Consider the following 20,394-nt stretch of genomic DNA (forward strand, 5'->3'; position numbering starts at 1 on the left):
CCCATGTCCGACCCCGCCATCACCCCCGAGCTCGTCGCCGCCCACGGCCTCTCGCCGAGCGAGTACGACCGCATCCTAGAGATCATGGGCCGCGAGCCCTCGTTCACGGAGCTGGGCATCTTCTCGGCCATGTGGAACGAGCACTGCTCCTACAAGTCCTCGAAGAAGTGGCTCCGCACCCTGCCCACGGAAGGACCGCAGGTTATCTGCGGCCCCGGCGAGAACGCAGGGATCGTGGACATCGGGAACGGGCTGGCCTGCGTCTTCAAGATGGAGAGCCACAACCACCCCTCCTACATCGAGCCCTACCAGGGCGCCGCCACCGGCGTGGGCGGCATCCTGCGCGACGTGTTCACCATGGGCGCGCGCCCCGTCGCCGCCATGAACGCGCTCAGCTTCGGGCGCCCCGAGCATCCCAAGACCCCCTCCCTCGTCCATGGCGTGGTCGAGGGCGTGGGCGGCTACGGCAACTGCTTCGGCGTGCCCACCGTGGGCGGCGAGGTGCGCTTCCACGCGTCCTACGACGGCAACTGCCTCGTGAACGCCTTCGCCGCCGGCATCGCCCGCGCGGACGCCATCTTCTACTCCGCCGCCTCGGGCGTGGGCCGTCCCGTGGTCTACCTCGGCGCCAAGACGGGCCGCGACGGCGTCGGCGGCGCCACCATGGCCTCGGCCGAGTTCGACGACACCATCGAGGAGAAGCGCCCCACGGTGCAGGTGGGCGACCCGTTCACCGAGAAGCGCCTGATGGAGGCCACGCTGGAGCTGATGGAGACCGGCGCCGTGGTCTCGATCCAGGACATGGGCGCCGCGGGCCTCACCTGCTCCGCCGTCGAGATGGGCGACAAAGGGGGTCTCGGGATCCGCCTCGACCTCGACGCCGTGCCCCAGCGCGAGCGCGACATGACCGCCTACGAGATGATGCTGTCGGAGAGCCAGGAGCGCATGCTCATGGTGCTCGACCCCAGCTTGGAGGCCGAGGCCCGCGCGGTGTTCGAGAAGTGGGACCTCGACTTCGCCGTGGTGGGCGAGACGATCGCCGAGGACCGGTTCCTCATCGTCCACCGGGGGGAGACGGTCGCCGACCTGCCCCTCTCCACCCTCGCCTCCTCGGCCCCCGAGTACGACCGCCCGTGGGAGCCGACGCCGGCGGCGGACGCCCACGTCGAGGTGCCCGAGATCGGCGCCATCGAGGCCCTCCGCACCCTCGTGGGCAGCCCGAACCACTGCGCGCGCGACTGGGTGATCCGCCAGTACGACACCCAGGTCGGCGCCGACACCGTGGTGCTGCCGGGCCGCGACGCCGGCGTCGTGCGCGTCCACGGCACCGACACCGGCCTCGCCTTCACCGCGGACGTCACGCCCCGCTACGTGCTCGCGAACCCCCGCGAGGGCGGACGCCAAGCCGTGGCCGAGGCCTACCGCAACCTCGTCGCCCGCGGCGCGCGCCCGCTCGCGGTGACCGACAACCTCAACTTCGGCAACCCCGAGAAGCCCCGCATCATGGGCCAGTTCGTGGGCGCCATCGAGGGCATCGGCGAGGCCTGCCGCGCGCTCGGCACCCCGGTCGTCTCGGGCAACGTCTCGCTCTACAACGAGACCGACGGCACGGGCATCGACCCCACGCCCACCATCGGCGCCGTAGGCATCGTGGAGCCGTTGGCGGCGCGCATCGACGCGCCCGTGCGCGACGGCATGGTGGCCCTCCTGCTCGGCGCCGAGGGCACGCACATGGGCCGCTCCGCGCTGCTCGAAGAGCTGGGGGTGGAAGCCGGCGACGCACCGCCCGTGGACCTCGCCGCCGAGCGCGCCCACGGCGAGTGGCTGCTCGAGAACCGCGCCCTCGTCTCGGCCTGCACCGACCTCTCCGACGGCGGCCTCGCCCTCGCCGCCTTCACGCTGGCCGAGGCCCACGGCGTCGGCGTCGCCCTCGACGTCGAGGGCATCCCCGCGCTCTTCGGCGAGGACCAGGGCCGCTACCTCATCGCCGCGACGCTGGAGGCCGCCGAGACGCTAATGGAGCACGCCGGCGAGGCCGACGTCCCCCTCGTCATGGTCGGCCAGTTCGGCGGCGACGCGGTGACGCTGGGGGCGGACTCCGCCCCCCTCGCTCCGCTCTCGAAGCTGTTCCGCGGCCGGTTCGCGGAGTTGTTCGGGTAGGCGAACCACCCCTAACTACAGAACGCCCCGGCCTTGCGCCGGGGCCTCTGCCAGCAGATCGCGGAACGTAACGAAGCGGAGCGCCCCGCCCGGCAAACGGCACGCCCCGGACCCGATCCGGAGCCTCGGCCCCCGACTCGCGCGACGCCCCGAAGCGAGACGCCACCGGCGCCCACGGGCCCCGGCGCAAGGCCGGGGCGTGGCGTGGCGCTACCCCGCCTTCGCCGCCACCGCCTCGGCCCGCTCCGCCAGCGCCCGCAGCCGGCTCACCGCCGCATCCGGCACCACCGGCACCTCCACGGGCACCTCCCGCGTCACCTCGACCCGCTCCGGCGCGGGCCGCGGCGCCTCGGCGCGCTCCTGCATCTCGTCGAGCAGCTTGGTCTGCTGCGCGAGCCGGCGGTCCATCGCCCGCAGCTCCTCGTCGGCGCTGCCGGCGCGGTCGGCCAGCATCAGCCCGGCCATCAGCAGCATCCGGTCCGTCGTCAGCCGCGCGCCGGTGCCCAGCAGCGACTGCGCCTCGCGGTCCAGCATGTCGGCGGCCGCGCGCAGGAACGGCTCCTGCCCCTCCTCGCAGGCCACGGTGAAGGGCTTGCCGCCCACGGTCACGGTCAGCTCAGGCACTGCGCGCCTCCATCATCGGCTCCAGCTCGCTCAGGATCGCGCGCATCTCGGCCAGGTCCATCGCCCGCGCCGCGCGCAGCGCGTCCAGCTCGGCGCGCAGGCTCGCGTCCGCCGCCCCACCCTGCTGCTCGCGCAGCTGCTGCGCCGAGGCCGTCAGCGCCTCGATCGCCGCGCGCATCCGCGCCGTCTCCTCGGGATCGGCGGGCTCGGCCGCGGACTCGGGCGCCCGCGCCTCCAGCTCGCGCAGCCGCGCCTCGGCCGCCTCGCGCGCGGCCTCCGCCTCGCCCCGCGCCGCCTCGGCCTCGGCCTGCGCCGCGCGGGCGGTCTCCGCCTCGGACCGCGCCGCGTCGGCCTCGGAGCGCGCCGCGTCCGCCGCCCCGCGCGCCTCGGCGAGCGCCGACCCGAGATCCTCCGCGGGCGGGCGCGTCGCCGCCTCCAGCGCCGCGAGCGCCCGCTCGAGCCGCGCCGCCTCGCGTTCCAGATCCGCCTCGTCCGCCATGTGCAACTCCTGCCCCTCGTTGCGGCGCAAGGGACCCCAAAGGCCCCGGAAGGTCAACGCCGGCGCCCCGCGCCTTGCGCAGGCGCCCGATCCTTGCCAAGCACCGGCCCGACCTTGCCCAAGCCCGCCCGACCCGGCCCGGAGGACACCGCCATGAGCGACACGCCCGATCTCGACGCCCTGCGCGCCGCCAACCCCGCGCACTGGCGCCGCGCCGCGGCGATCCGCACGCTCGCCCTCGACGCCGTGGCCGCCGCCAACTCGGGCCACTCCGGCGCCCCCATGGGCATGGCCGACGTGGCCACCGTGCTGTGGGAGCGGCACCTCAAGTTCGACGCCGCCCGCCCCGACTGGCCCGACCGCGACCGCTTCGTGCTCTCGAACGGCCACGGCTCCATGCTGCTCTACGCGCTGCTCTACCTCACCGGCACGCCGGGCACCTCGCTGGACGATCTGCGCAACTTCCGCCAGCTCGGCGCCCCCACCGCCGGCCACCCCGAATACGGCCACGCGCCGGGGATCGAGACCACCACCGGCCCGCTCGGCCAGGGCCTCGCCACCGCCGTGGGCATGGCCATCGCCGAGGAGCGCCTGCGCGCCCGCTACGGCCGCAAGGTCGTCGACCACCGCACCTGGGTCACCGCCGGCGACGGCTGCCTGATGGAGGGCATCAGCCACGAGGCCATCGCGCTCGCCGGCAAGCTGGAACTCTCCCGCCTCGTGGTCCTCTTCGACGACAACCGCATCACCATCGACGGCGAGGTCTCGCTCTCGGACGTCACCGACCAGCGCGCCCGCTTCAAGGCCTGCGGCTGGCAGGTGCTGGAATGCGACGGCCACGACCCCGCCGAGATCGACGCGGCGATGGAGAAGGCCAAGACCGGCAAGAAGCCGACCATGATCGCCTGCCGCACCCACATCGCCATCGGCTCCTCGGCGCAGGACACCGCCAAGGGCCACGGCGCCCTCACCGACCCGGAGCTGATCGCCGCCACCAAGCGCGCCTACGGCTGGGAGGGCGCGCCCTTCGAGATCCCCGCCGACCTCAAGCGCGAATGGGAGGAGATCGGCTCGCGCGGCGCCCAGGAGCGCGCCGAGTGGGAGACCCGCCTCGCCGAGCTGTCCCAGTCCCGCCGCGCCGAGTTCGAGCGCACCCTGAAGGGCGAGGCCCCGCGGCGCCTGTCGGCCACCATCAAGGCGCTCAAGCGCCAGGTCGCCGAGAGCGCCCCCAAGGTCGCCACCCGCAAGTCCTCGGAGATGGTGCTCGAGGTCGTGAACCCGATCATGCCCGAGACCATGGGCGGCTCGGCCGACCTCACCGGCTCCAACAACACCCTGACCGAGGACATGGGGGTGTTCTCGCCCGACGACCGCAAGGGCCGCTACGTCTACTTCGGCATCCGCGAGCACGGCATGGCCGCGGCCCTGAACGGCATGACGCTCCACGGCGGCGTGCGCGCCTACGGCGGCACGTTCATGACCTTCTCGGACTACGCCCGCCCCGCCATGCGCCTCGCCGCCCTCATGGGCGCGCCCACCACCTTCGTGATGACCCACGACTCCATCGGCCTCGGCGAGGACGGCCCCACCCACCAGCCCGTCGAGCACCTCGCCATGCTGCGCGCCACGCCGAACATGAACGTGTTCCGCCCCTGCGACACCGTGGAGACCGCCGAGGCGTGGGAGCTGGCGCTCACCTCGCAGCGCACCCCCTCGGTGCTGTCGCTCACTCGCCAGGGCGTGCCGACGCTGCGCCGCGAGCACACCAACAAGAACATGGTCGCCCAGGGCGCCTACGTGCTGGCCGAGGCGACCGACAAGCGCATGGCGATCATCCTCGCCACCGGCTCCGAGGTGCAGGTGGCGCTCGCCGCCCGCGACCTGCTGCAGGAGGACGGCATCGGCACGCGCGTCGTCTCCATGCCCTGCTGGGAGCTGTTCGAGGCCCAGGAGGAGCGCATCCGCAAGAAGGTGCTGCCCGCGGGCGCCGTGCGCGTGGGCGTCGAGGCCGCCGCCCGCATGGGCTGGGACCGCTGGCTCTGCGGCGAGCGCGGGCGCGCCAACAAGGCGGACTTCGTGGGCATGGAGGGCTTCGGCGCCTCGGCCCCGGCGCCCGAGCTGTTCGAGCACTTCGGCATCACCGCCGAGGAGGTGGCGCGCCGGGTCCGGGCGCTGCTCTGATCCGTTCGGGTGGTGGGGGCTCTGCCCCCGCGCCCTCCGGGCGCTCCCCCGAGGTATTGATGGCAAGATGAGGGGGGGAGCTCGGCGCGTTCAGTCCCCGAGGCGCCCCTTCCGCGACCACTCGATCGCGTCCTCGAGGCGGTCGTCGCCCCAGAACATCTCGCCGTCCACGAACACCGTTGGCGTGCCGAACACGCCGAGGCGCATCGCCTCCTCGGTCTCCGCCATCAGACGGGCGCCCATCGCGTCCCCATCGGCCGCCGCGAGCGCCGCCGCCGGATCGCCCCCGGCCTCGGCCACGGCGCGCGAGAGGTTCGGCTCCTCGCCCACGGGCAGATGGTCGTGGAACCAGAGGCGGTAGGCGGCGCGGGCGTAGTCCGCGACCCAGCCCTCGTCCACGCCCACCAGCGCTACGCGGTTCGCACGCGGGAGGTCGGCCACCGGATAGGCGGCGGGCAGGCGCGGCGCGAGGCCGTATCGGCCCGCCCGCCGCTCGATGTCGCGCCACATGTAGGCGGTCTTGGCGGGCTTGTCCTTGAACGGCAGGTTGCCCTGCAGCGTCATCACGTGCCGGGTGTCGAAGGGCCGCCAGCGGAAGCGCACCCCCTCGGCGTTCGCCAGCGCTGCCGCCCGCATCGCCGTCAGGTAGGTGTAGGTGCTGCCGATCGAGATCCACAGGTCCATGCGCCGGTCCTCCCGCGCCCGAGGATAGCGCGAATCCCGCCGCGCCGCACGACCGACGTCCGGCCCTACTCCGGGTCGTTCAACCGGAACCCGCTCGCCTGCGCCCGCATCCAGCGCCACGAGTCGCGGCACATGGCGTCGAGGTCGAGCGTCGCCTCGAAGCCCAGCTCCGCCCGCGCCCGCGACGGGTCCGCGTAGGTGATCGCCACGTCGCCCGCGCGGCGGCCCACCACCCGGTAGGGCAGCGCGCGCCCCGCGGCGCGGCCATAGGCTTCCACCAGCTCCAGCACCGAGTTGGCCCGCCCCGTGCCGATGTTCAGCGTGTGCGCCCGCCCGTCCAGCAGCGCCTCCACCGACGCCACGTGCGCCCGCGCCAGGTCCACCACGTGCACGTAGTCCCGCATCCCCGTGCCGTCGGGCGTGGCGTAGTCGTCGCCGAACACCTGCAGCTCCGGCAGCGCGCCGATGGCGACCTTGGCCACGTAGGGCATCAGGTTGTTCGGAAGGCCCCGCGGGTCCTCGCCGATCAGCCCCGACGGGTGCGCGCCCACCGGGTTGAAGTAGCGCAGCACGCCCACGCACCACGGCTCGGCGGCGGCGGCCTGCTCCAGCATCTGCTCGCAGGTGAGCTTGGTGAACGCGTAAGGGTTGGTGTGCGAGCGCGGCGCCGTCTCGGGCACCGCCCGGTCGCCGGGATCGCCGTACACCGTGGCAGTCGACGAGAACACCAGCCGCCACACCCCCGCCGCCCGCGCCGCCCGCATCAGCGTCATCAGCCCGCCGATGTTGGTGGAGAAGTAATCGAGGGGGCGCTCCACGCTCTCGCCCACGGCCTTGAGGGCCGCGAAGTGGATGATCCCGTCGATGCGGTGCTCCGCGAACACCCGCCCCAGCAGCGCCTCGTCGAGCACCGAGCCGCGCACCACGGTCGGCTCGCGCCCCGCCACGCGGCCCATGCGCGCCACGACGCCCGGATCGCTGTTCGAAAAGTCGTCCAGGATCACCACGTCGTGCCCCGCCTCCGCGAGCGCCACGAAGGTGTGCGAGCCGATGTACCCGGCACCGCCGGTCAGGAGAATGCATGCCATGGCCCCGCCCTACCGCGCCCGGATGCGGCGCGAAAGACGTCCCGCGCCTGTTGCCCCGCCGCGCCGCCCCGCGGCCCACTTGCACGCCCGGCTTCCGGAATCGGCCCCGGTGCCCTATGTGGAACAAAACGAGACAGAGCAGACGGATGCCCCCCATGCCCGAAGACTTCGCCCCCGCCGCGCAGGCCTACGACGCGTCGTCCATCGAGGTGCTCGAGGGGCTGGAGCCCGTCCGCAAGCGCCCCGGCATGTACATCGGCGGCACCGACGAGCGGGCGCTGCACCACATGGTGGCCGAGGTGCTCGACAACTCCATGGACGAGGCCGTGGCCGGCCACGCCAACCGCATCGAGGTGGAGCTGAACGCCGACGGCTCGATCACCATCCGCGACAACGGCCGCGGCATCCCCGTCGATCCGCACCCCAAGTTTCCCGACAAGTCCGCGCTCGAGGTGATCCTCTGCACGCTCCACGCGGGCGGCAAGTTCTCGGGCAAGGCCTACCAGACCTCGGGCGGCCTCCACGGCGTCGGCGCCTCTGTGGTCAACGCGCTGTCGGATTCCATGGTCGTGCAGGTCGCCCGCGACCGCGAGCTGCACGAGCAGCGCTTCTCGCGCGGCATCCCGCTGGGCCCCGTCGAGAAGGTCGGCGCCGCCCCGAACCGCCGCGGCACCACCGTGACCTTCCACGCCGACCCCGAGATCTTCGGGACCCACCGCCTGAAGCCCGCGCGCCTGTTCCGCTCGATCCGCTCCAAGGCCTACCTCTTCTCGGGCGTCGAGATCCGCTGGAAGTCCGCCATCGACGACGGCGAGACCCCGACCGAGGCGCGCTTCCACTTCCCCGGCGGCCTCGCCGACTACCTCGCCGAGACCCTCGGCACCGCCGCCACCTACGCCGAACAGCCCTTCGCCGGCACCGTCGACTTCCAGGAACGCTTCGGCGTGCCCGGCAAGGTCGAGTGGGCGGTCAACTGGACCCCGTCCCGCGACGGCTTCATCCAGAGCTACTGCAACACCGTGCCCACCCCCGAGGGCGGCACCCACGAGAGCGGCTTCTGGGCCGCCGTCCTCAAGGGCATCAAGGCCTACGGCGAGCTCGCCAACAACCGCAAGGCCGCCCAGATCACCCGCGAGGACCTCGGCGCCGGCGGCTGCGCCCTCGTCTCCTGCTTCATCGCCGAGCCCGAGTTCGTCGGCCAGACCAAGGACCGCCTCGCCACCACCGAGGCCGCGCGCCTCGTGGAGCAGGCGGTGCGCGACCGCTTCGACACCTGGCTCGGCCAGGACACCAAGAGTGCCGGCGCCATCCTCGACTTCCTGGTCCTGCGCGCCGAGGAGCGCCTGCGCCGCCGCCAGGAGAAGGAGACCGCCCGCAAGTCCGCCACCAAGAAGCTGCGCCTCCCCGGCAAGCTGGTGGACTGCACCGCCGCCACCCGCGACGGCACCGAGCTCTTCATCGTCGAGGGCGACTCGGCCGGCGGCTCCGCCAAGATGGCCCGCGACCGCAAGACCCAGGCCCTCCTGCCCCTGCGCGGCAAGATCCTCAACGTGCTCGGCGCCGCCTCCGCGAAGCTCGGCCAGAACGCCGAGATCAACGACCTCGCCCAAGCCCTCGGCGTCGGACTGGGAACGCGCTTCGACCTCTCCGACCTGCGCTACGACAAGATCGTCATCATGACCGACGCCGACGTCGACGGCGCCCACATCGCCTCGCTGCTGATGACGTTCTTCTTCACCCAGATGCGCCCCATGATCGACGCGGGCCACCTCTACCTCGCCTGCCCGCCCCTGTTCCGGCTGACCCAAGGCGCCCGCCGCGTCTACTGCCTCGACGAGGCCGAGCGCGACGCGTGGATGGCGCGGGGCCTCGGCGGCAAGGGCAAGATCGACGTCTCCCGCTTCAAGGGCCTCGGCGAGATGGACGCCAAGGACCTCAAGGAGACCACGATGGACCCGGCCTCCCGCAAGCTGATCCGCGTCACGGTCGACGAGGACGCCCCGGGCGAGACGGGCGACCTGGTGGAGCGGCTGATGGGCAAGAAACCGGAGCTGCGCTTCGAGTATATCTCGGAGAACGCGCGGTTTGCGGGGGAGTTGGATGTGTAGCAGGTGTACTTTTTAGTCGCAGACGAAGCTGTTCATCAGCAAACCGACCCAACAAAATTCTTTATCTACGGCGGAATTATCGTTCCCGTAGATAAAGTTTCTAGCTTGACGCTGGGCATCGAGCATATTCGATCGAAGTATGGTTTTCTTCCTGGAGATTCTCTCAAGTTTTCTCCGAACGATAGACCAAAGCAAGTATCGCGGGAAAGATTTCTCGAAGCCAAGCAAATGGTGCTAAGCTTAGTCGCGAAAGAAGCTGTTCAATTTATAGGATATGCCGTTCTTCACGCGCTCGCCCGCACTCGGACGAGCGAAGAGCTTGTAACATGGGGCGCTGATGCGCTTCTTATAAAATTTCAACAGTTTTTGGAAGAGCAAGGCGATAGTAGAGGCCTTGCATTTTTCGACACTTTGCCGATTGCCCGACCAAATCGCTATCTGAAAAATTCGTTTCAAATGAGGTTGGAGCACGCGAAGAGAGGGCATCGGTTGGCGAATATTGACATGATCGCATCGACAACCGATGGATGTTCCCACTTGACGAGCATTTGCGATATTTGCGTCGGCTCTTTCAGATACGCAGTGAATGAGCCTCAAAATGATGTCGTGGGAAAGACTTTGATGCGAGCCCTCAAGCGGATTATTTGGGCAAGACGCGTTCCGGGTTCTATGTATCCCTTGGATCGTGGCATCCTTCTTAGACCAAAAGACATATATTCGCCGGCGATTCGCACCGACTACCAAGAACTCCAAACTCGCTTGTTTGATTGGATGAATTCCAAGCCATCAAGGTAGGATGGGGTTCCACCCCACCACCCACCCGCACCCCACCGCCCACAACGGCAGGGTGAAACCCTACCCCGCCCCACCCCACGCCCTACCTCCCCCCGATGCGCCCCCTTCGCCGCCTCGCCGCTGCCGCCCTCACGGCTCTCGCGCTCGCCTCCCGGGGCTTCGCCCGCTCCTCGCTGAAAACGATCCACTGGATCGTTTTCCTGGCGCTCGGAGCCCCCGCCGCCGCTCAGGACACCGACCTCGAACTGGTCCTCCTCGCCGACGCCTCCGGGTCCATCAGCCAGTCCGAGCTGCTCTTCCAGCGCCTCTCCTACGCCGAGGCCATCACGGACCCGGCCGTGCTCGCCGCCATCTCGGACACCGCCTACGGCTCCATCGCCGTCACCTACGTGGAATGGGCCACCGACCAGGGCGTCGTCGTCCCCTGGACCCGCATCGCCACCGCCGCGCAGGCCGAGGGCTTCGCCGCCGCCCTCGTCGGCCCCCCGCGCGGCGCGTCGGGGCGCAACGCCATCGGCTCGGCGCTGCTGTTCGGACAGACGCTGATCGAGACGAACGACATCGACGGCTGGCGCCGCGTGATCGACTTCTCGGGCGATACCGACGGCAACACCTACGGCCCCCCAATCGAGGAGGCCCGCGACGCCGTGGTCGCCTCGGGCATCACCATCAACGCGCTCGCCGTGACCGCCGAGTCCCGCCGCCCCGACCTGCGCGGCATCTACGAGCGGCGCATCATCGGCGGCGACGGCGCCTTCGTGGTCGAGGCCGCCACCCGCGCCGACTTCGCCGACGCCGTGAAGCGCAAGCTCATCCTCGAGATCGCCGGAACCCTCCCCCGCCGCCACGCCGCCGCCCGCTGAAGCGCCTGCGCGCGCCGTTCGCGTCCCGCAACTGGACCCGCGAGCATCGCCAGCAACCCTCCGGCTCCGCCCCGGCCATGCGAGGTCGCCCGCCCGGCGATCCGGCGCGCCACCCTCCGCGCCCGCCCCTGTCGAAACACTTTGTTCAACCGGGAACCGCACCGAGCCGTCCTCCCCGCCGGTACGGGCGATCGCAGGTCGCTCCCCCGCCAACCGAGACATGCCATCCGCCATGGACGTCGGAGTATATGATCGCGCGACCGACGGCGGCGCACCGTCCTCCCGGACAGCATTCCGACAGACCCTCCCTCCCGACGCTGACACGGATCACCCCCGTCTCACCCGCCAAGCACGTCCCGCCTCCGCCCCACTGGGCGCCATCCTAACTTCACGACCCTGAGGGTAACGGCAGGAGGGTTGCGAGAACCGAACCGAACCCCGATCCCGCCCGCATATTGGCGGCTACGACGCGCACCGAAGCTCTCGTGGCAGCCGGACCGAGACGCGTCACGGCCAAAGTTCATGGTGACCGGGGCGCCGGCAGCACGATCGACCCTCCTCCTTCAGGGCCTTGCCAGTGGCCGATCCAAGTCGCGGCGACCGAAACGCCGGCATCGCTGCAACCCGAGCCTGAGCGGCACGAACGGTGGCCCGCTCGTTCGCCGCCCCCTGACCCCGCGCGCGCGGGGCGCTAGGTGTGCCCCATGCTCCGCGACCTCCGCCCCCTGCGCCGCCACCTCCGCACCATCCTAGCCGTGGCCGGCTCCACGCTACGCCCCGCATGTCGGGCCGCACCGCTGGCGCTTCTCGCGCTGCTGGCCGCCTGCGCCCGCCCGCTTACCGGGGCCGAGGTGGCCCTGCTCGCACCTCTCCACGGCCCGACCTTCAACCCGGCGCCCGTCCGCATCCACCGCACCCCCGGGATCGACGCCTTCCCGATCACCTACGACGCGCGTCCCCGCACCACCTGCCGCGAGCGCATCGCCCCGCTCGACCCGCGCCCGCGCATCACCGCGAGGACCGCAGGGATCGTGCTATTCCAGCGGCTCTTCGTGTCGCCCGACCTTGCCCTGCCCGACTACGCCGCCGAGGACGACACCGGCGCGCTGCCCCTGCCCCTCGCCATGTTCTTCGTCCACGAGATGACCCATGTCTGGCAGTGGCAGAACCGCCGCCTCACCGGCTACCACCCTGCTCGCGCCTTTCTGGAGCAGGCGACCGTGGACGACCCCTACCTCTTCGAGGAGGGCATGCCGCGCTTTCTCGACTACGGCTTCGAGGCGCAGGCCTCGCTGGTCGAAGAATACCTCTGCTGCGCGACCCTCGACCCCTCCGGTGCCCGAACCTCCCGTCTCCACGCCCTCCTCCGCCAGGTCATGCCCGCCGCCCGTCCCGAGACCTTCCCGCGCCGCGTCTCCGTTCCCTACGGCCGGGAGCTCGGCGGAATCTGTAGCTGAGGGGTGTTGAGATTCCGTTACCGGGCCGCGGCCGGGGTGCCTCCGCGTATGCACGCGGGGTGTACGCGGGGTGCACGGGGGGCGCCCCCCCGATTCAGCCCGCCTCGGCCCGCTCCGCAAGCGCCAGCCACTCACCCTCGGCCGCCTCCAGCGCCGCCTGCCGCTCGCCCAGCATCTCGGTCGCCTTCGCGAACTTCGCCGGCTCCCGCGCGTAGAGATCGGCGTCCGCGAGGAGGTCGTTCAGCTTGGCAATCTCCGCCTCCAACCGCGTGATCACACCCGGAAGCTCCTCCAGTCGGTGAGACTCCGTGAAGGAGAGCGCGGCGGCCTTCGGAGCAGGTGAAGTTCGCTCCGCAACGGTCTGTTTCGGCTTCGATTTCTCCGGTTCCGGCGGAGCGATCGATCGCTGCGCCTGCAGGTCCGTCCACCCCCCCGCAAACACCCCCCAGCGCCCCCCGCCCACCGGCGCCACGGTGCGGTGGGCGATGCGGTCGATGAAGTCGCGGTCGTGGCTGACCAGCAGCACCGTCCCGTCGAACCCGTCGAGCACCTCCTGCAGAAGGTCCAGCGTCTCCACGTCGAGGTCGTTGGTCGGCTCGTCGAGGACCAGCAGGTTGCTCGGCAGGGCCATGATCCGGGCCAGCAGGAGCCGAGCTTTTTCTCCGCCGCTCAACGACTTGACCGGCGCCTTGAGGCGACGCTCATCGAACAGGAAGTCCTTCAGGTAGCCCGCCACATGCTGCGGGCTGCCGCGCACCATGACCTGGTCAGAGGCGCCCGAGACGCCGAGCTGTGGGTCGAGCGTGAGCGAGTCCCACAGCGTCGCCTCGGGGTCGAGCCGGGCGCGGGCCTGGTCGAACACGGCGACCTCGAGGTTAGTACCGTGCTTCACGGACCCCTCGTCCGGTTCAACTTCGCCCGTCAACAGCTTGACGAGCGTGGTCTTTCCCGCGCCGTTCGGCCCCACGAACGCCACTCGGTCGCCGCGCATCACGCGCAGGTCGAAGCCCTCGACGATGGGCTCGCCGGCATACGCCTTCGCGATGTTCCGCGCCTCGATCACGCGCTTGCCTGCACCGGGCGCTGCCTCCAGTTCCATCGCCGCCGCGCCCTGCCGGCGGATCGAATTGTCCCGCGTCTCCCGCAGCTTGGCCAGCTCGCGCACCCGGCCCTGGTTGCGCGTGCGGCGGGCCGAGATGCCCTCCACCGCCCACTTGGCCGCGGCGGCGATCTTGCGGTTCAGCTTGTGGGCGGCGGCGTCCTCCTCCTCCCACACCTTGTCGCGCCAGGTCTCGAAGGCGTCGAACCCCTTCTCCTGACGCCGCACCGCGCCCCGGTCGATCCAGAGCGTGGCCCGCGTGAGCGCGCGCAGGAAGGCGCGGTCGTGAGAGATGAGCACGAAGGCGGCGCGGGCGGCGCGCAGCTCCTCCTCGAGCCAGCCGATGGCCTCGATGTCGAGGTGGTTGGTGGGCTCGTCGAGCAGCATCAGCTCGGGCGCCTCCGCCAGCAGGCGGGCCAGAGCGGCGCGGCGGCGCTCGCCGCCCGAGGCGCGGGCGGGGTCGGCGTCGAGGCGCAGCTTCAGCCCCTCGGCGGCGGCCTCCACGCGCCAGGCCTCGGCCGGGCCGAGGGTCTCGATGGCGTAGTCGCCCAAGGTGGCGAAGCCCTCCATCGTCGGCTCCTGCTCCATGTAGCCCACGCGCACGCCCTGCGCGGTGACGCGGCGGCCGCGGTCGGGCTCCACCAGCCCGGCCATCACCTTCATCAGCGTGGATTTTCCCGAGCCGTTGCGCCCCACCAGCGCGACCCGGTCGCCGGGTTGCACCACGAGGTCGAGGTCCGCGAACACGGGGGCGCCGCCGAAGGTCAGGGCGATGTCGGAAAGCTGCAGGAGAGGGGCACGGGCCATGGCCGCGGCCCTAGCCGGGGACGCCCTCCGGGGCAAGCGCGCGCAAGGAGCGCAGGCGGGCGGGCGGGATGGCGGCGCGGTCGAGCATGGCAAGGACGTGGACCGTGCCGAGGTCGGGATCTTGGACCGCATGGTCCGAGACGGTGGCCCCGAAGGCGAGGTAGAGGCGCAGGAGCGGGGGTAGCGTGCCGGTGCCGGAGAGGGGCAGTGGCACCGCGTCGGGCGACGCCCGGCCCGGTCCGGTGCGGGCCACGTGGGGGCGCATGCGCCCGAGCGCGGCGCGCTCCGACGGTCCGAACGAAGCGCAACCGTAGAGGAGCGTCGCGCGCCGCGCGGCCACGACGCGACCTAAGGCAGCCAAGAGGACGCGGGGCAGCTCTGGGTCCGGCAAGGCGAGGCACACGCGTCCCAGCTCCACCGCGCGCGCGTGAGCGGGCACGAGGGGACGCAGGTCGTAGCGTTCGGCCGCATAGCCGAGCAGCATGCCCGCGCGGTCCTGCGGCATCAGGCGCGCGCAGGCGGCGAGGCGGTCGCCGGCGTGGATCGTCAGGTGCTCGGCCCCCGCGTCGAAGCGATCGCGGTCGGGCCGCCCGCCTCGGAACATGGCGGCGCGCAGGGCGTGCGCGGAGGCCAGCGCCGGCCCGTCGGGACGCAGGCGCACGCGCCACTGGCCGAAGCTCAAGTCCATCGCTCACCTTGCGGGGCGGCGCCCCGGTCATACATTCCCCTCATACTGCCGAAGGAGGGCGCATGGACAAGGTCGTCAAGTCGGACGAGGAATGGCGCGAGCAGCTCGGGGCGGAAGCCTACAAGGTGCTGCGAAAGCATGGCACCGAGCGCGCGGGCACCCACGAGGATTTCCCGAAGGGCCCGGGCACCTACGTCTGCAAGGGTTGCGGCGCCCCGCTCTTCGCGCAGGCGCACAAGTTCGACAGCGGCACGGGCTGGCCCTCGTTCTACCAGCCCGTCGACGGCACGGACGGCGAGCGGGTGGACGAGAGCGAGGACAACTCGTGGTTCATGAAGCGCACCGAGGTGCACTGCGCGCGCTGCGAAGGCCATCTGGGCCACGTGTTCCCGGACGGGCCGAAGCCCACGGGCCTGCGCTACTGCATCAATGGGGTGGCGCTGGAGTTCGAGCCCGAGGGCTGAAGGCCCGAGGGCTCGCCCCGGCCCCCGAACCGGGGCCTCGGGGAGGTACGTGGGCCGGTTCGGCGGTGCGCTCTTCGGGACCGGTCCGCTCCGCCCGTTCGAGTGTCGCCAACTCAACCCACGGGCCCCGGCGCAAGGCCGGGGCGTGTGGACGGCGCTCACCCCATCAGCCGCGGATCGAACGGGTAGCGCGTGAGGTTCTCGTACCCGTCCTCGGTCACGAGCACCTGATCCTCCAGCTTGATCGAGAAATCGCCGCCCTCTTCCCCCACCAGCGCCTCGACGCAGAGCGTCATGCCCGGCTCGAGCGCGTAGTCGAAGGCACCTTCCACGGCGGAGTCCGGGTAGGCCACGAGGGGCCACTCGTCGCACAGACCGACGCCGTGCATGAGGCAGCCGTACTTCAGCGCCTGGAACTCGGGGCGCAGCCGGTGGGCGCCGGCGGTAAGCTCGGGGACGGTGATGTTGGGGCGGATCAGCTCCATGTTGTGTAGAATGTGTTCGTGGGCGTGGCGCATGGCGTCGATCATGTCCGCACGGGGCGGCGCGTGGTTCCCGATCCACCACGTGCGCGAGATGTCGCAGCACATGCCGTAGGGGCCGACGAGGTCGGTGTCGAAGGCGAGGATCTCGTTCTCGGCGATCTCGCGCGGGCCGCATTCCTGGAACCAGGGGTTGGTGCGTGGGCCGGACGTGAGCAGCCGCGTTTCGATCCACTCGCCGCCCCGGCGCACGTTCTCGGCGTGGAGCACCGCCCAGACGTCGTTCTCGGTCACGCCGCCGCGGGGGATGGCGTCGCGGGCGAAGGCTTCCATCGCCGCGCAGGCCGTCTCGCAGGCGTGGATGGCGCAACGCATGGCGCGGATCTCGTCGGGGCCCTTCACGCTGCGGGCCTTCTCGGTCAGCTCCTCGCCCGGCAGCACGGTGCAGCCCGCCGCCTCGAGCGCGCGCAGGCCGTGAAGCATGGGCTTGTCGCAGCCGAGCGCGAGGTTGCCGCCGCCGTGCTCGCGCAGCAGGTCCACGACCTCGCCGGCGAAGCGGGCGGCGGCCTCGGGCAGCCGGTCGCCGCGGTCGAAGTAGAACAGGTCCGCGCCCGAACGCGCCTCGCGCACGAGGGGGTTGAACGACGACAGGAACATCGCCTGCCGGTAGTCCCAGATCACCATGTAGCCGTCGGCGCAGACGAGCACGGCGCGGAACGGGTTGTGGGCGTTCCAGAGCTGCATGTTGGTGGAGTCGGTCGCGTAGCGGATGTTCAGGGGGTCGAACATCAGCACCCCGCCGTAGTCGCGCGCGACCACGTGGGCGACGAGGCGGTCGAGCCGGAAGCGGCGCATCGCATTCAGGTCGGGCAGCGCGAGGCCCGCCGCCTCCCATTCGCGAAAGGCCAGCGGCGTCGGGCCGATCTCCATCCGGTCGTTCAGGTTCGGCGAGCCGTCCCCGAGGCGCGGCCCGCGCGAGGGGTCGATCTTGCGGCGGTCCGCGTGGTGGTCCTTCATGGGTGCCTCCCGGGGGCAGCGTCGCGGCATCGCCGCGCCACGTCTCGCCCGGAAGCGACACGAGAGGCCCCGTGATCCTGCAGACCCGCCTGCCCTTCACCCCGTGGAGCGACCCGGCCCTCGCCCGGATGCCGGGGATGCTGCCCGTGGAGGGGCCGTGGGTGGTGGTGGACGAAGCCTACGCCGCGCAAATGGCGGAGCGCGCGCGGCTGGTGGCGGAGCGGCCCGCGGCGGTGATGGCCGGTCTGCCCGGCTCCGAGGCGGCGCAGGCCGAGGCGCTGGAGGCGGTGCTCGCGGCGCTGCCGGAGGGGTTCGTGCGCGAGAGGGACCGGGTGCATTGCCCGGACGGGCGGACCGTGGCCGTGGGCGCGCCGCTGCCCACGTTCGCGGCGCTGGTGCAGGAGGACATGCTCGTGCTGGAGCGGGACGCGGCCGAATGGGTGCTGCGCGCCGGCCTCCTGTGCTTTCCCGCGTCGTGGACGCTGGCCGAGAAGATCGGCCGCCCGATGGGGCGCATCCACGCCCCCGTGCCGTCGTACGACGCGGCGCTGGCCGCGAAGGTCGCGCGCCTGTTCGACCGCGCGCCGCCTGGGCGGCCCATGTGGCGGGCCAACGCGCTGGGATATCGCGACGCGGCGCTGCATCAGCCGCGCACCGAGGCCGCGCCGAAGCGGGAAGGCAGCGTGCCGTTCCTGCGCTGCGAGCGGCAGACCGTGCTGAAGCTGCCCCGAACGGGCGCGATCCTGTTCGCGGTCCACACCTGGGTCGTGCGGCCCGAGGCGCTGACGCCCGCGCAGCGCGAGGGGTGCCCGGTGCGCTTCGCGGCCTAGGGCGCGGCGAAGTGCTTCGACAGCTTCAGCCCCTGCCCCTGGTAGTTCGAGGCGATCCCCTCGCCGTAGAGCGCGCGGGGCACGGCGCTCATGCGCTCGTAGACGAGCCGCCCCACGACCTGCCCGTGCTCCAGCGCGAAGGGCGCCTCGTGGCATCGCACCTCCAGGACGCCCCGCGCGGGGGCCCCGTACCCGAAGCCGGGGTCGAAGAAGCCGGCGTAGTGGACGCGGAACTCGCCCACCATGGCGAGGTAGGGCGCCATCTCGGCGGCGTGCGTCGGCGGGATCGCGACGGCCTCGCGGCTGACGAGGATGTAGAAGGCGCCCGGGTCCAGTACCACCGTGCCCCCCTGGGCGCGCACCGGCTCCCAAAAGTCGGCGGGCGGGTAGTGCCCGATCCGGTCGAGGTCGACGACCCCCGCATGGGGCTTGGCGCGCCACCCCACGAGCCCATCGGGGGCCTCGAGGTCGACCGAGAAGCCCAGCCCGCCGTCGATCACCGGCGTGCCGTCCACCAAAGGGGTCTCGGCGTGGAGCGCGCGCAGCTCCACGTCGTCGAGCGCCGCGCGGCCGGCGCGGAAGCGGATCTGGTTGAGGCGCATGCCGGGGCGCACGAGCACCGAGAAGCTCCGGGGGCAGATCTCGGCGTAGAGCGGGCCGTGATAGCCGGCGGGCACGCGGTCGAACTCGGTGCCGCCGTCGGTCACCGTCCGCGTCAGGAGGTCGAGCCGGCCAGTGGACGACTTGGCGTTGGCCACGGCCGATAGGGTGCCGGGCAGCGCCAGCCCCTCGCGCAGGGGCACGAGGTAGACGCAGCCCTTCTCCAGCACCGCGCCGCCTTCGAGCGCGAAGCGGTGCATCTCGAACTCCGGCAGGCGATCCACGAGCCGCCGCCCCTCGCCGGGCAGGAACGAGGCGCGCACCCGGTAGGCCACGTCGCCGAGGCGCAGGTCCAGCGAGGCGGGCTGGACCTGTCCCGCGTCGGCCTCGGGCATCGCGATGGCACCGGAGGCGACGAGGGCCTCGATCTGCTGGGAGGCGAGAACGCCGGTCGGGTGATCGGTCACGAAGGGCCTCCGAAGCCCTGCCCCGGATACGCGAAACGCCCCGCCCCGGCAGGGGAGAGGCGTTGCGTTGGTCGGGCTAGCAGGACTCGAACCTGCGACCTTCCGTCCCCCAGACGGACGCGCTACCAGGCTGCGCCATAGCCCGACTGGGGGGCTACTTACCCGCTCGCGCGGCGGGCGCAACCCCGTTCAGGCGTCGATGTCCTCCGCGATTTCCTCGGCCAGCCCGCGCAAGCGGCGCGCGATGCGGCGAAGGCGGCGGGGATCGCGACAGCCCGCGGCCCCGCGCACGAGCATCAGCGCGGCGGCCGTCGGCGCGACCTCGCGGATGGGGCGCGGAGCAGGTTCTGCGACCGCGTCTACGGGGGGCGGCGCGGGAGGGTCGGCCTCGAACGGCTCGGGCGCCGGCGCGGGTTCGAGCGCCTCGTCCGGCAGGTCCACGGGCTGGGGCGGGCCGGCGTCGCCCTCGATCTCGGAAGGGTCCTGGGGTTGCGGCGGCCCACCCTCGCCGTCGGTCTCCGCGGGATCGACGGGCTGGGGTGGCGCGATACCGTCCTCCGGCGAGGAGACGTCCTCGGGCTGCGGCGCGACGGACACGTCGGCGGGCGCGCGCTCCGCGACGTCCGGTTCCTCGGGCAGCGCGTCGGGCTGCGGCGGGGCGTCGGGCATCTCGGGCGGCACGGGCGCGGGCGCGGGCTCGGGCACCTCGCCCGGCGCCGGGCCGGGCGCCGCGTCGAGATCGGCGGGCACGTCGGGCTGCGCCTCGTCCACGGGCGCGGCGGGCGGGCGTCCGAACGGCACCACGCGGCCCCCGTCCCGAGCCACGTCGCGGTCGCCCTCGCGGATCACGCGGCGGGTGCGTTGCGCGGCCTCGGGTCCGTCGAGCGAGGGCGCGAGGGCCATAACCGGCTCCACCCCCTCGTCCACGATCTTCTGCGCGACGCCGCGAATGGTCTGGCCCTGGTCGTGCAGCAGCACCTTGATCCCGCCGAGCAGGCGCATGTCCTCGGGACGGTAGTAGCGGCGCCCGCCCGCGCCCTTCACGGGCGAGACGTGCTCGAACTTCGATTCCCAGAACCGCAGCACGTGGGTGGGCACGCCGAGCCAGTCCGCGACCTCGCGGATGGTGCGGAACGCGCCGTCGGACTTCTCGGGAGCGCGGCTCAAGCCTGGCTCTTGTCTTCCGCGTTCCCGGCCGCCACGCGATCCTTCATCAGGTGGCTGGGGCGGAAGGTCAGCACGCGGCGGGGCGGGATGGGCGCCTCCTCGCCGGTCTTGGGGTTGCGGCCGACGCGGGCCGACTTGTCGCGGGTCGAGAAGGTCCCGAAGGAGCTGATCTTGACCTGCTCGCCCTCCACGAGGGCATCGGAGACGTGATCCAGAACCGATGCGACCAGCGAGGCGCTCTCGTTGCGCGAGAGACCGACCTCCCGGAACACGGCTTCGGTCAGGTCCATCCGCGTGAGTGTCTTGCCGGCCAT

The 20,394-nt window shown here is 71.9% G+C and carries 18 protein-coding genes and 1 tRNA gene; 8 read left to right on the forward strand and 11 right to left on the reverse strand.

Annotation, left to right across the window (positions count from 1 at the left end; translation table 11 throughout):
- Window positions 1–3: 3 nt before the first annotated feature.
- Window positions 4–2,160, forward strand: coding sequence for a phosphoribosylformylglycinamidine synthase subunit PurL (gene purL / locus K3554_RS11955; protein WP_259940547.1), 2,157 nt, complete (start codon window positions 4–6; stop codon window positions 2,158–2,160).
- Window positions 2,161–2,370: 210 nt separating this feature from the next.
- On the opposite strand, the gene K3554_RS11960 is transcribed toward purL, so the two are convergent.
- Both K3554_RS11960 and K3554_RS11965 read right to left on the reverse strand, forming a co-directional pair.
- On the reverse strand, window positions 2,371–2,784 hold the full coding sequence (locus tag K3554_RS11960; protein ID WP_259940550.1) for a cell division protein ZapA: 414 nt from the start codon (window positions 2,782–2,784) through the stop codon (window positions 2,371–2,373).
- On the reverse strand, window positions 2,777–3,313 hold the full coding sequence (locus tag K3554_RS11965; protein ID WP_259940553.1) for a hypothetical protein: 537 nt from the start codon (window positions 3,311–3,313) through the stop codon (window positions 2,777–2,779). Before K3554_RS11965 ends, K3554_RS11960 begins: the two co-directional genes overlap by 8 nt.
- 123 nt (window positions 3,314–3,436) lie before the next feature.
- On the opposite strand from K3554_RS11965, the gene tkt reads away from it, so the two are divergent.
- Window positions 3,437–5,464: a transketolase gene (gene tkt / locus K3554_RS11970; RefSeq protein WP_259940555.1), complete on the forward strand. Its 2,028-nt coding sequence runs from the start codon at window positions 3,437–3,439 to the stop codon at window positions 5,462–5,464.
- Window positions 5,465–5,554: 90 nt separating this feature from the next.
- On the opposite strand, the gene K3554_RS11975 is transcribed toward tkt, so the two are convergent.
- Both K3554_RS11975 and galE read right to left on the reverse strand, forming a co-directional pair.
- On the reverse strand, window positions 5,555–6,148 hold the full coding sequence (locus K3554_RS11975) for a 2-hydroxychromene-2-carboxylate isomerase (protein WP_259940558.1): 594 nt from the start codon (window positions 6,146–6,148) through the stop codon (window positions 5,555–5,557).
- A gap of 65 nt (window positions 6,149–6,213) precedes the next feature.
- Window positions 6,214–7,236 (reverse strand): UDP-glucose 4-epimerase GalE, encoded by a 1,023-nt coding sequence (galE, locus tag K3554_RS11980; RefSeq protein WP_259940561.1) that lies wholly within the window; start codon window positions 7,234–7,236, stop codon window positions 6,214–6,216.
- 155 nt (window positions 7,237–7,391) lie between these two features.
- Here galE and parE point away from each other — a divergent pair, with 155 nt between their 5' ends.
- The 4 genes from parE (at window position 7,392) to K3554_RS12000 (ending at window position 12,459) form a co-directional block, all read left to right on the forward strand.
- The gene (parE, locus tag K3554_RS11985) at window positions 7,392–9,344 is read left to right on the forward strand and encodes a DNA topoisomerase IV subunit B (RefSeq protein WP_259940564.1); all 1,953 of its coding nucleotides are present in this window, start codon (window positions 7,392–7,394) and stop codon (window positions 9,342–9,344) included.
- A gap of 3 nt (window positions 9,345–9,347) precedes the next feature.
- On the forward strand, window positions 9,348–10,139 hold the full coding sequence (locus K3554_RS11990; protein WP_259940565.1) for a hypothetical protein: 792 nt from the start codon (window positions 9,348–9,350) through the stop codon (window positions 10,137–10,139).
- A gap of 95 nt (window positions 10,140–10,234) precedes the next feature.
- Window positions 10,235–11,002 (forward strand): DUF1194 domain-containing protein, encoded by a 768-nt coding sequence (locus K3554_RS11995; RefSeq protein WP_259940566.1) that lies wholly within the window; start codon window positions 10,235–10,237, stop codon window positions 11,000–11,002.
- 704 nt (window positions 11,003–11,706) lie between these two features.
- Window positions 11,707–12,459: a hypothetical protein gene (locus K3554_RS12000; protein WP_259940567.1), complete on the forward strand. Its 753-nt coding sequence runs from the start codon at window positions 11,707–11,709 to the stop codon at window positions 12,457–12,459.
- 94 nt (window positions 12,460–12,553) lie between these two features.
- Here the strand turns inward: K3554_RS12000 and K3554_RS12005 are convergent, their stop codons facing one another.
- Both K3554_RS12005 and K3554_RS12010 read right to left on the reverse strand, forming a co-directional pair.
- A complete protein-coding gene (locus K3554_RS12005; protein WP_259940568.1) occupies window positions 12,554–14,365 on the reverse strand; it encodes an ABC-F family ATP-binding cassette domain-containing protein in 1,812 nt (603 codons plus the stop codon).
- Window positions 14,366–14,375: 10 nt separating this feature from the next.
- Window positions 14,376–15,053 carry a GNAT family N-acetyltransferase gene (locus K3554_RS12010; protein ID WP_259940570.1) on the reverse strand — a complete coding sequence of 226 codons (678 nt, stop codon included), beginning with the start codon at window positions 15,051–15,053 and terminating at the stop codon, window positions 14,376–14,378.
- Window positions 15,054–15,115: 62 nt separating this feature from the next.
- On the opposite strand from K3554_RS12010, the gene msrB reads away from it, so the two are divergent.
- A complete protein-coding gene (msrB, locus tag K3554_RS12015; RefSeq protein ID WP_259940572.1) occupies window positions 15,116–15,517 on the forward strand; it encodes a peptide-methionine (R)-S-oxide reductase MsrB in 402 nt (133 codons plus the stop codon).
- Between the two features lie 158 nt (window positions 15,518–15,675).
- On the opposite strand, the gene dddP is transcribed toward msrB, so the two are convergent.
- A complete protein-coding gene (dddP, locus tag K3554_RS12020) occupies window positions 15,676–17,016 on the reverse strand; it encodes a dimethylsulfonioproprionate lyase DddP (protein ID WP_259940574.1) in 1,341 nt (446 codons plus the stop codon).
- Between the two features lie 71 nt (window positions 17,017–17,087).
- On the opposite strand from dddP, the gene K3554_RS12025 reads away from it, so the two are divergent.
- A complete protein-coding gene (locus K3554_RS12025) occupies window positions 17,088–17,846 on the forward strand; it encodes a DUF3445 domain-containing protein (protein ID WP_259940576.1) in 759 nt (252 codons plus the stop codon).
- Here the strand turns inward: K3554_RS12025 and K3554_RS12030 are convergent.
- From K3554_RS12030 to ihfA, 4 genes are all read right to left on the reverse strand, one after another.
- Complete coding sequence (locus K3554_RS12030; RefSeq protein WP_259940578.1) at window positions 17,843–18,913, reverse strand: 2'-deoxycytidine 5'-triphosphate deaminase; 1,071 nt, start codon at window positions 18,911–18,913, stop codon at window positions 17,843–17,845. The genes K3554_RS12025 and K3554_RS12030 overlap by 4 nt on opposite strands.
- A 68-nt stretch (window positions 18,914–18,981) precedes the next feature.
- Window positions 18,982–19,058 (reverse strand) — tRNA-Pro (locus tag K3554_RS12035).
- A 44-nt stretch (window positions 19,059–19,102) separates the two neighbouring features.
- Window positions 19,103–20,080 carry a MerR family transcriptional regulator gene (locus tag K3554_RS12040; protein WP_259940580.1) on the reverse strand — a complete coding sequence of 326 codons (978 nt, stop codon included), beginning with the start codon at window positions 20,078–20,080 and terminating at the stop codon, window positions 19,103–19,105.
- Window positions 20,077–20,394, reverse strand: a complete 318-nt coding sequence (gene ihfA, locus K3554_RS12045) for an integration host factor subunit alpha (protein ID WP_259940583.1) — start codon at window positions 20,392–20,394, stop codon at window positions 20,077–20,079. The genes K3554_RS12040 and ihfA overlap by 4 nt, the downstream gene beginning before the upstream one ends.

Origin of the sequence: Jannaschia sp. W003 (assembly GCF_025144335.1) — a bacterium.
Classification (GTDB): Bacteria; Pseudomonadota; Alphaproteobacteria; order Rhodobacterales; family Rhodobacteraceae; genus Jannaschia.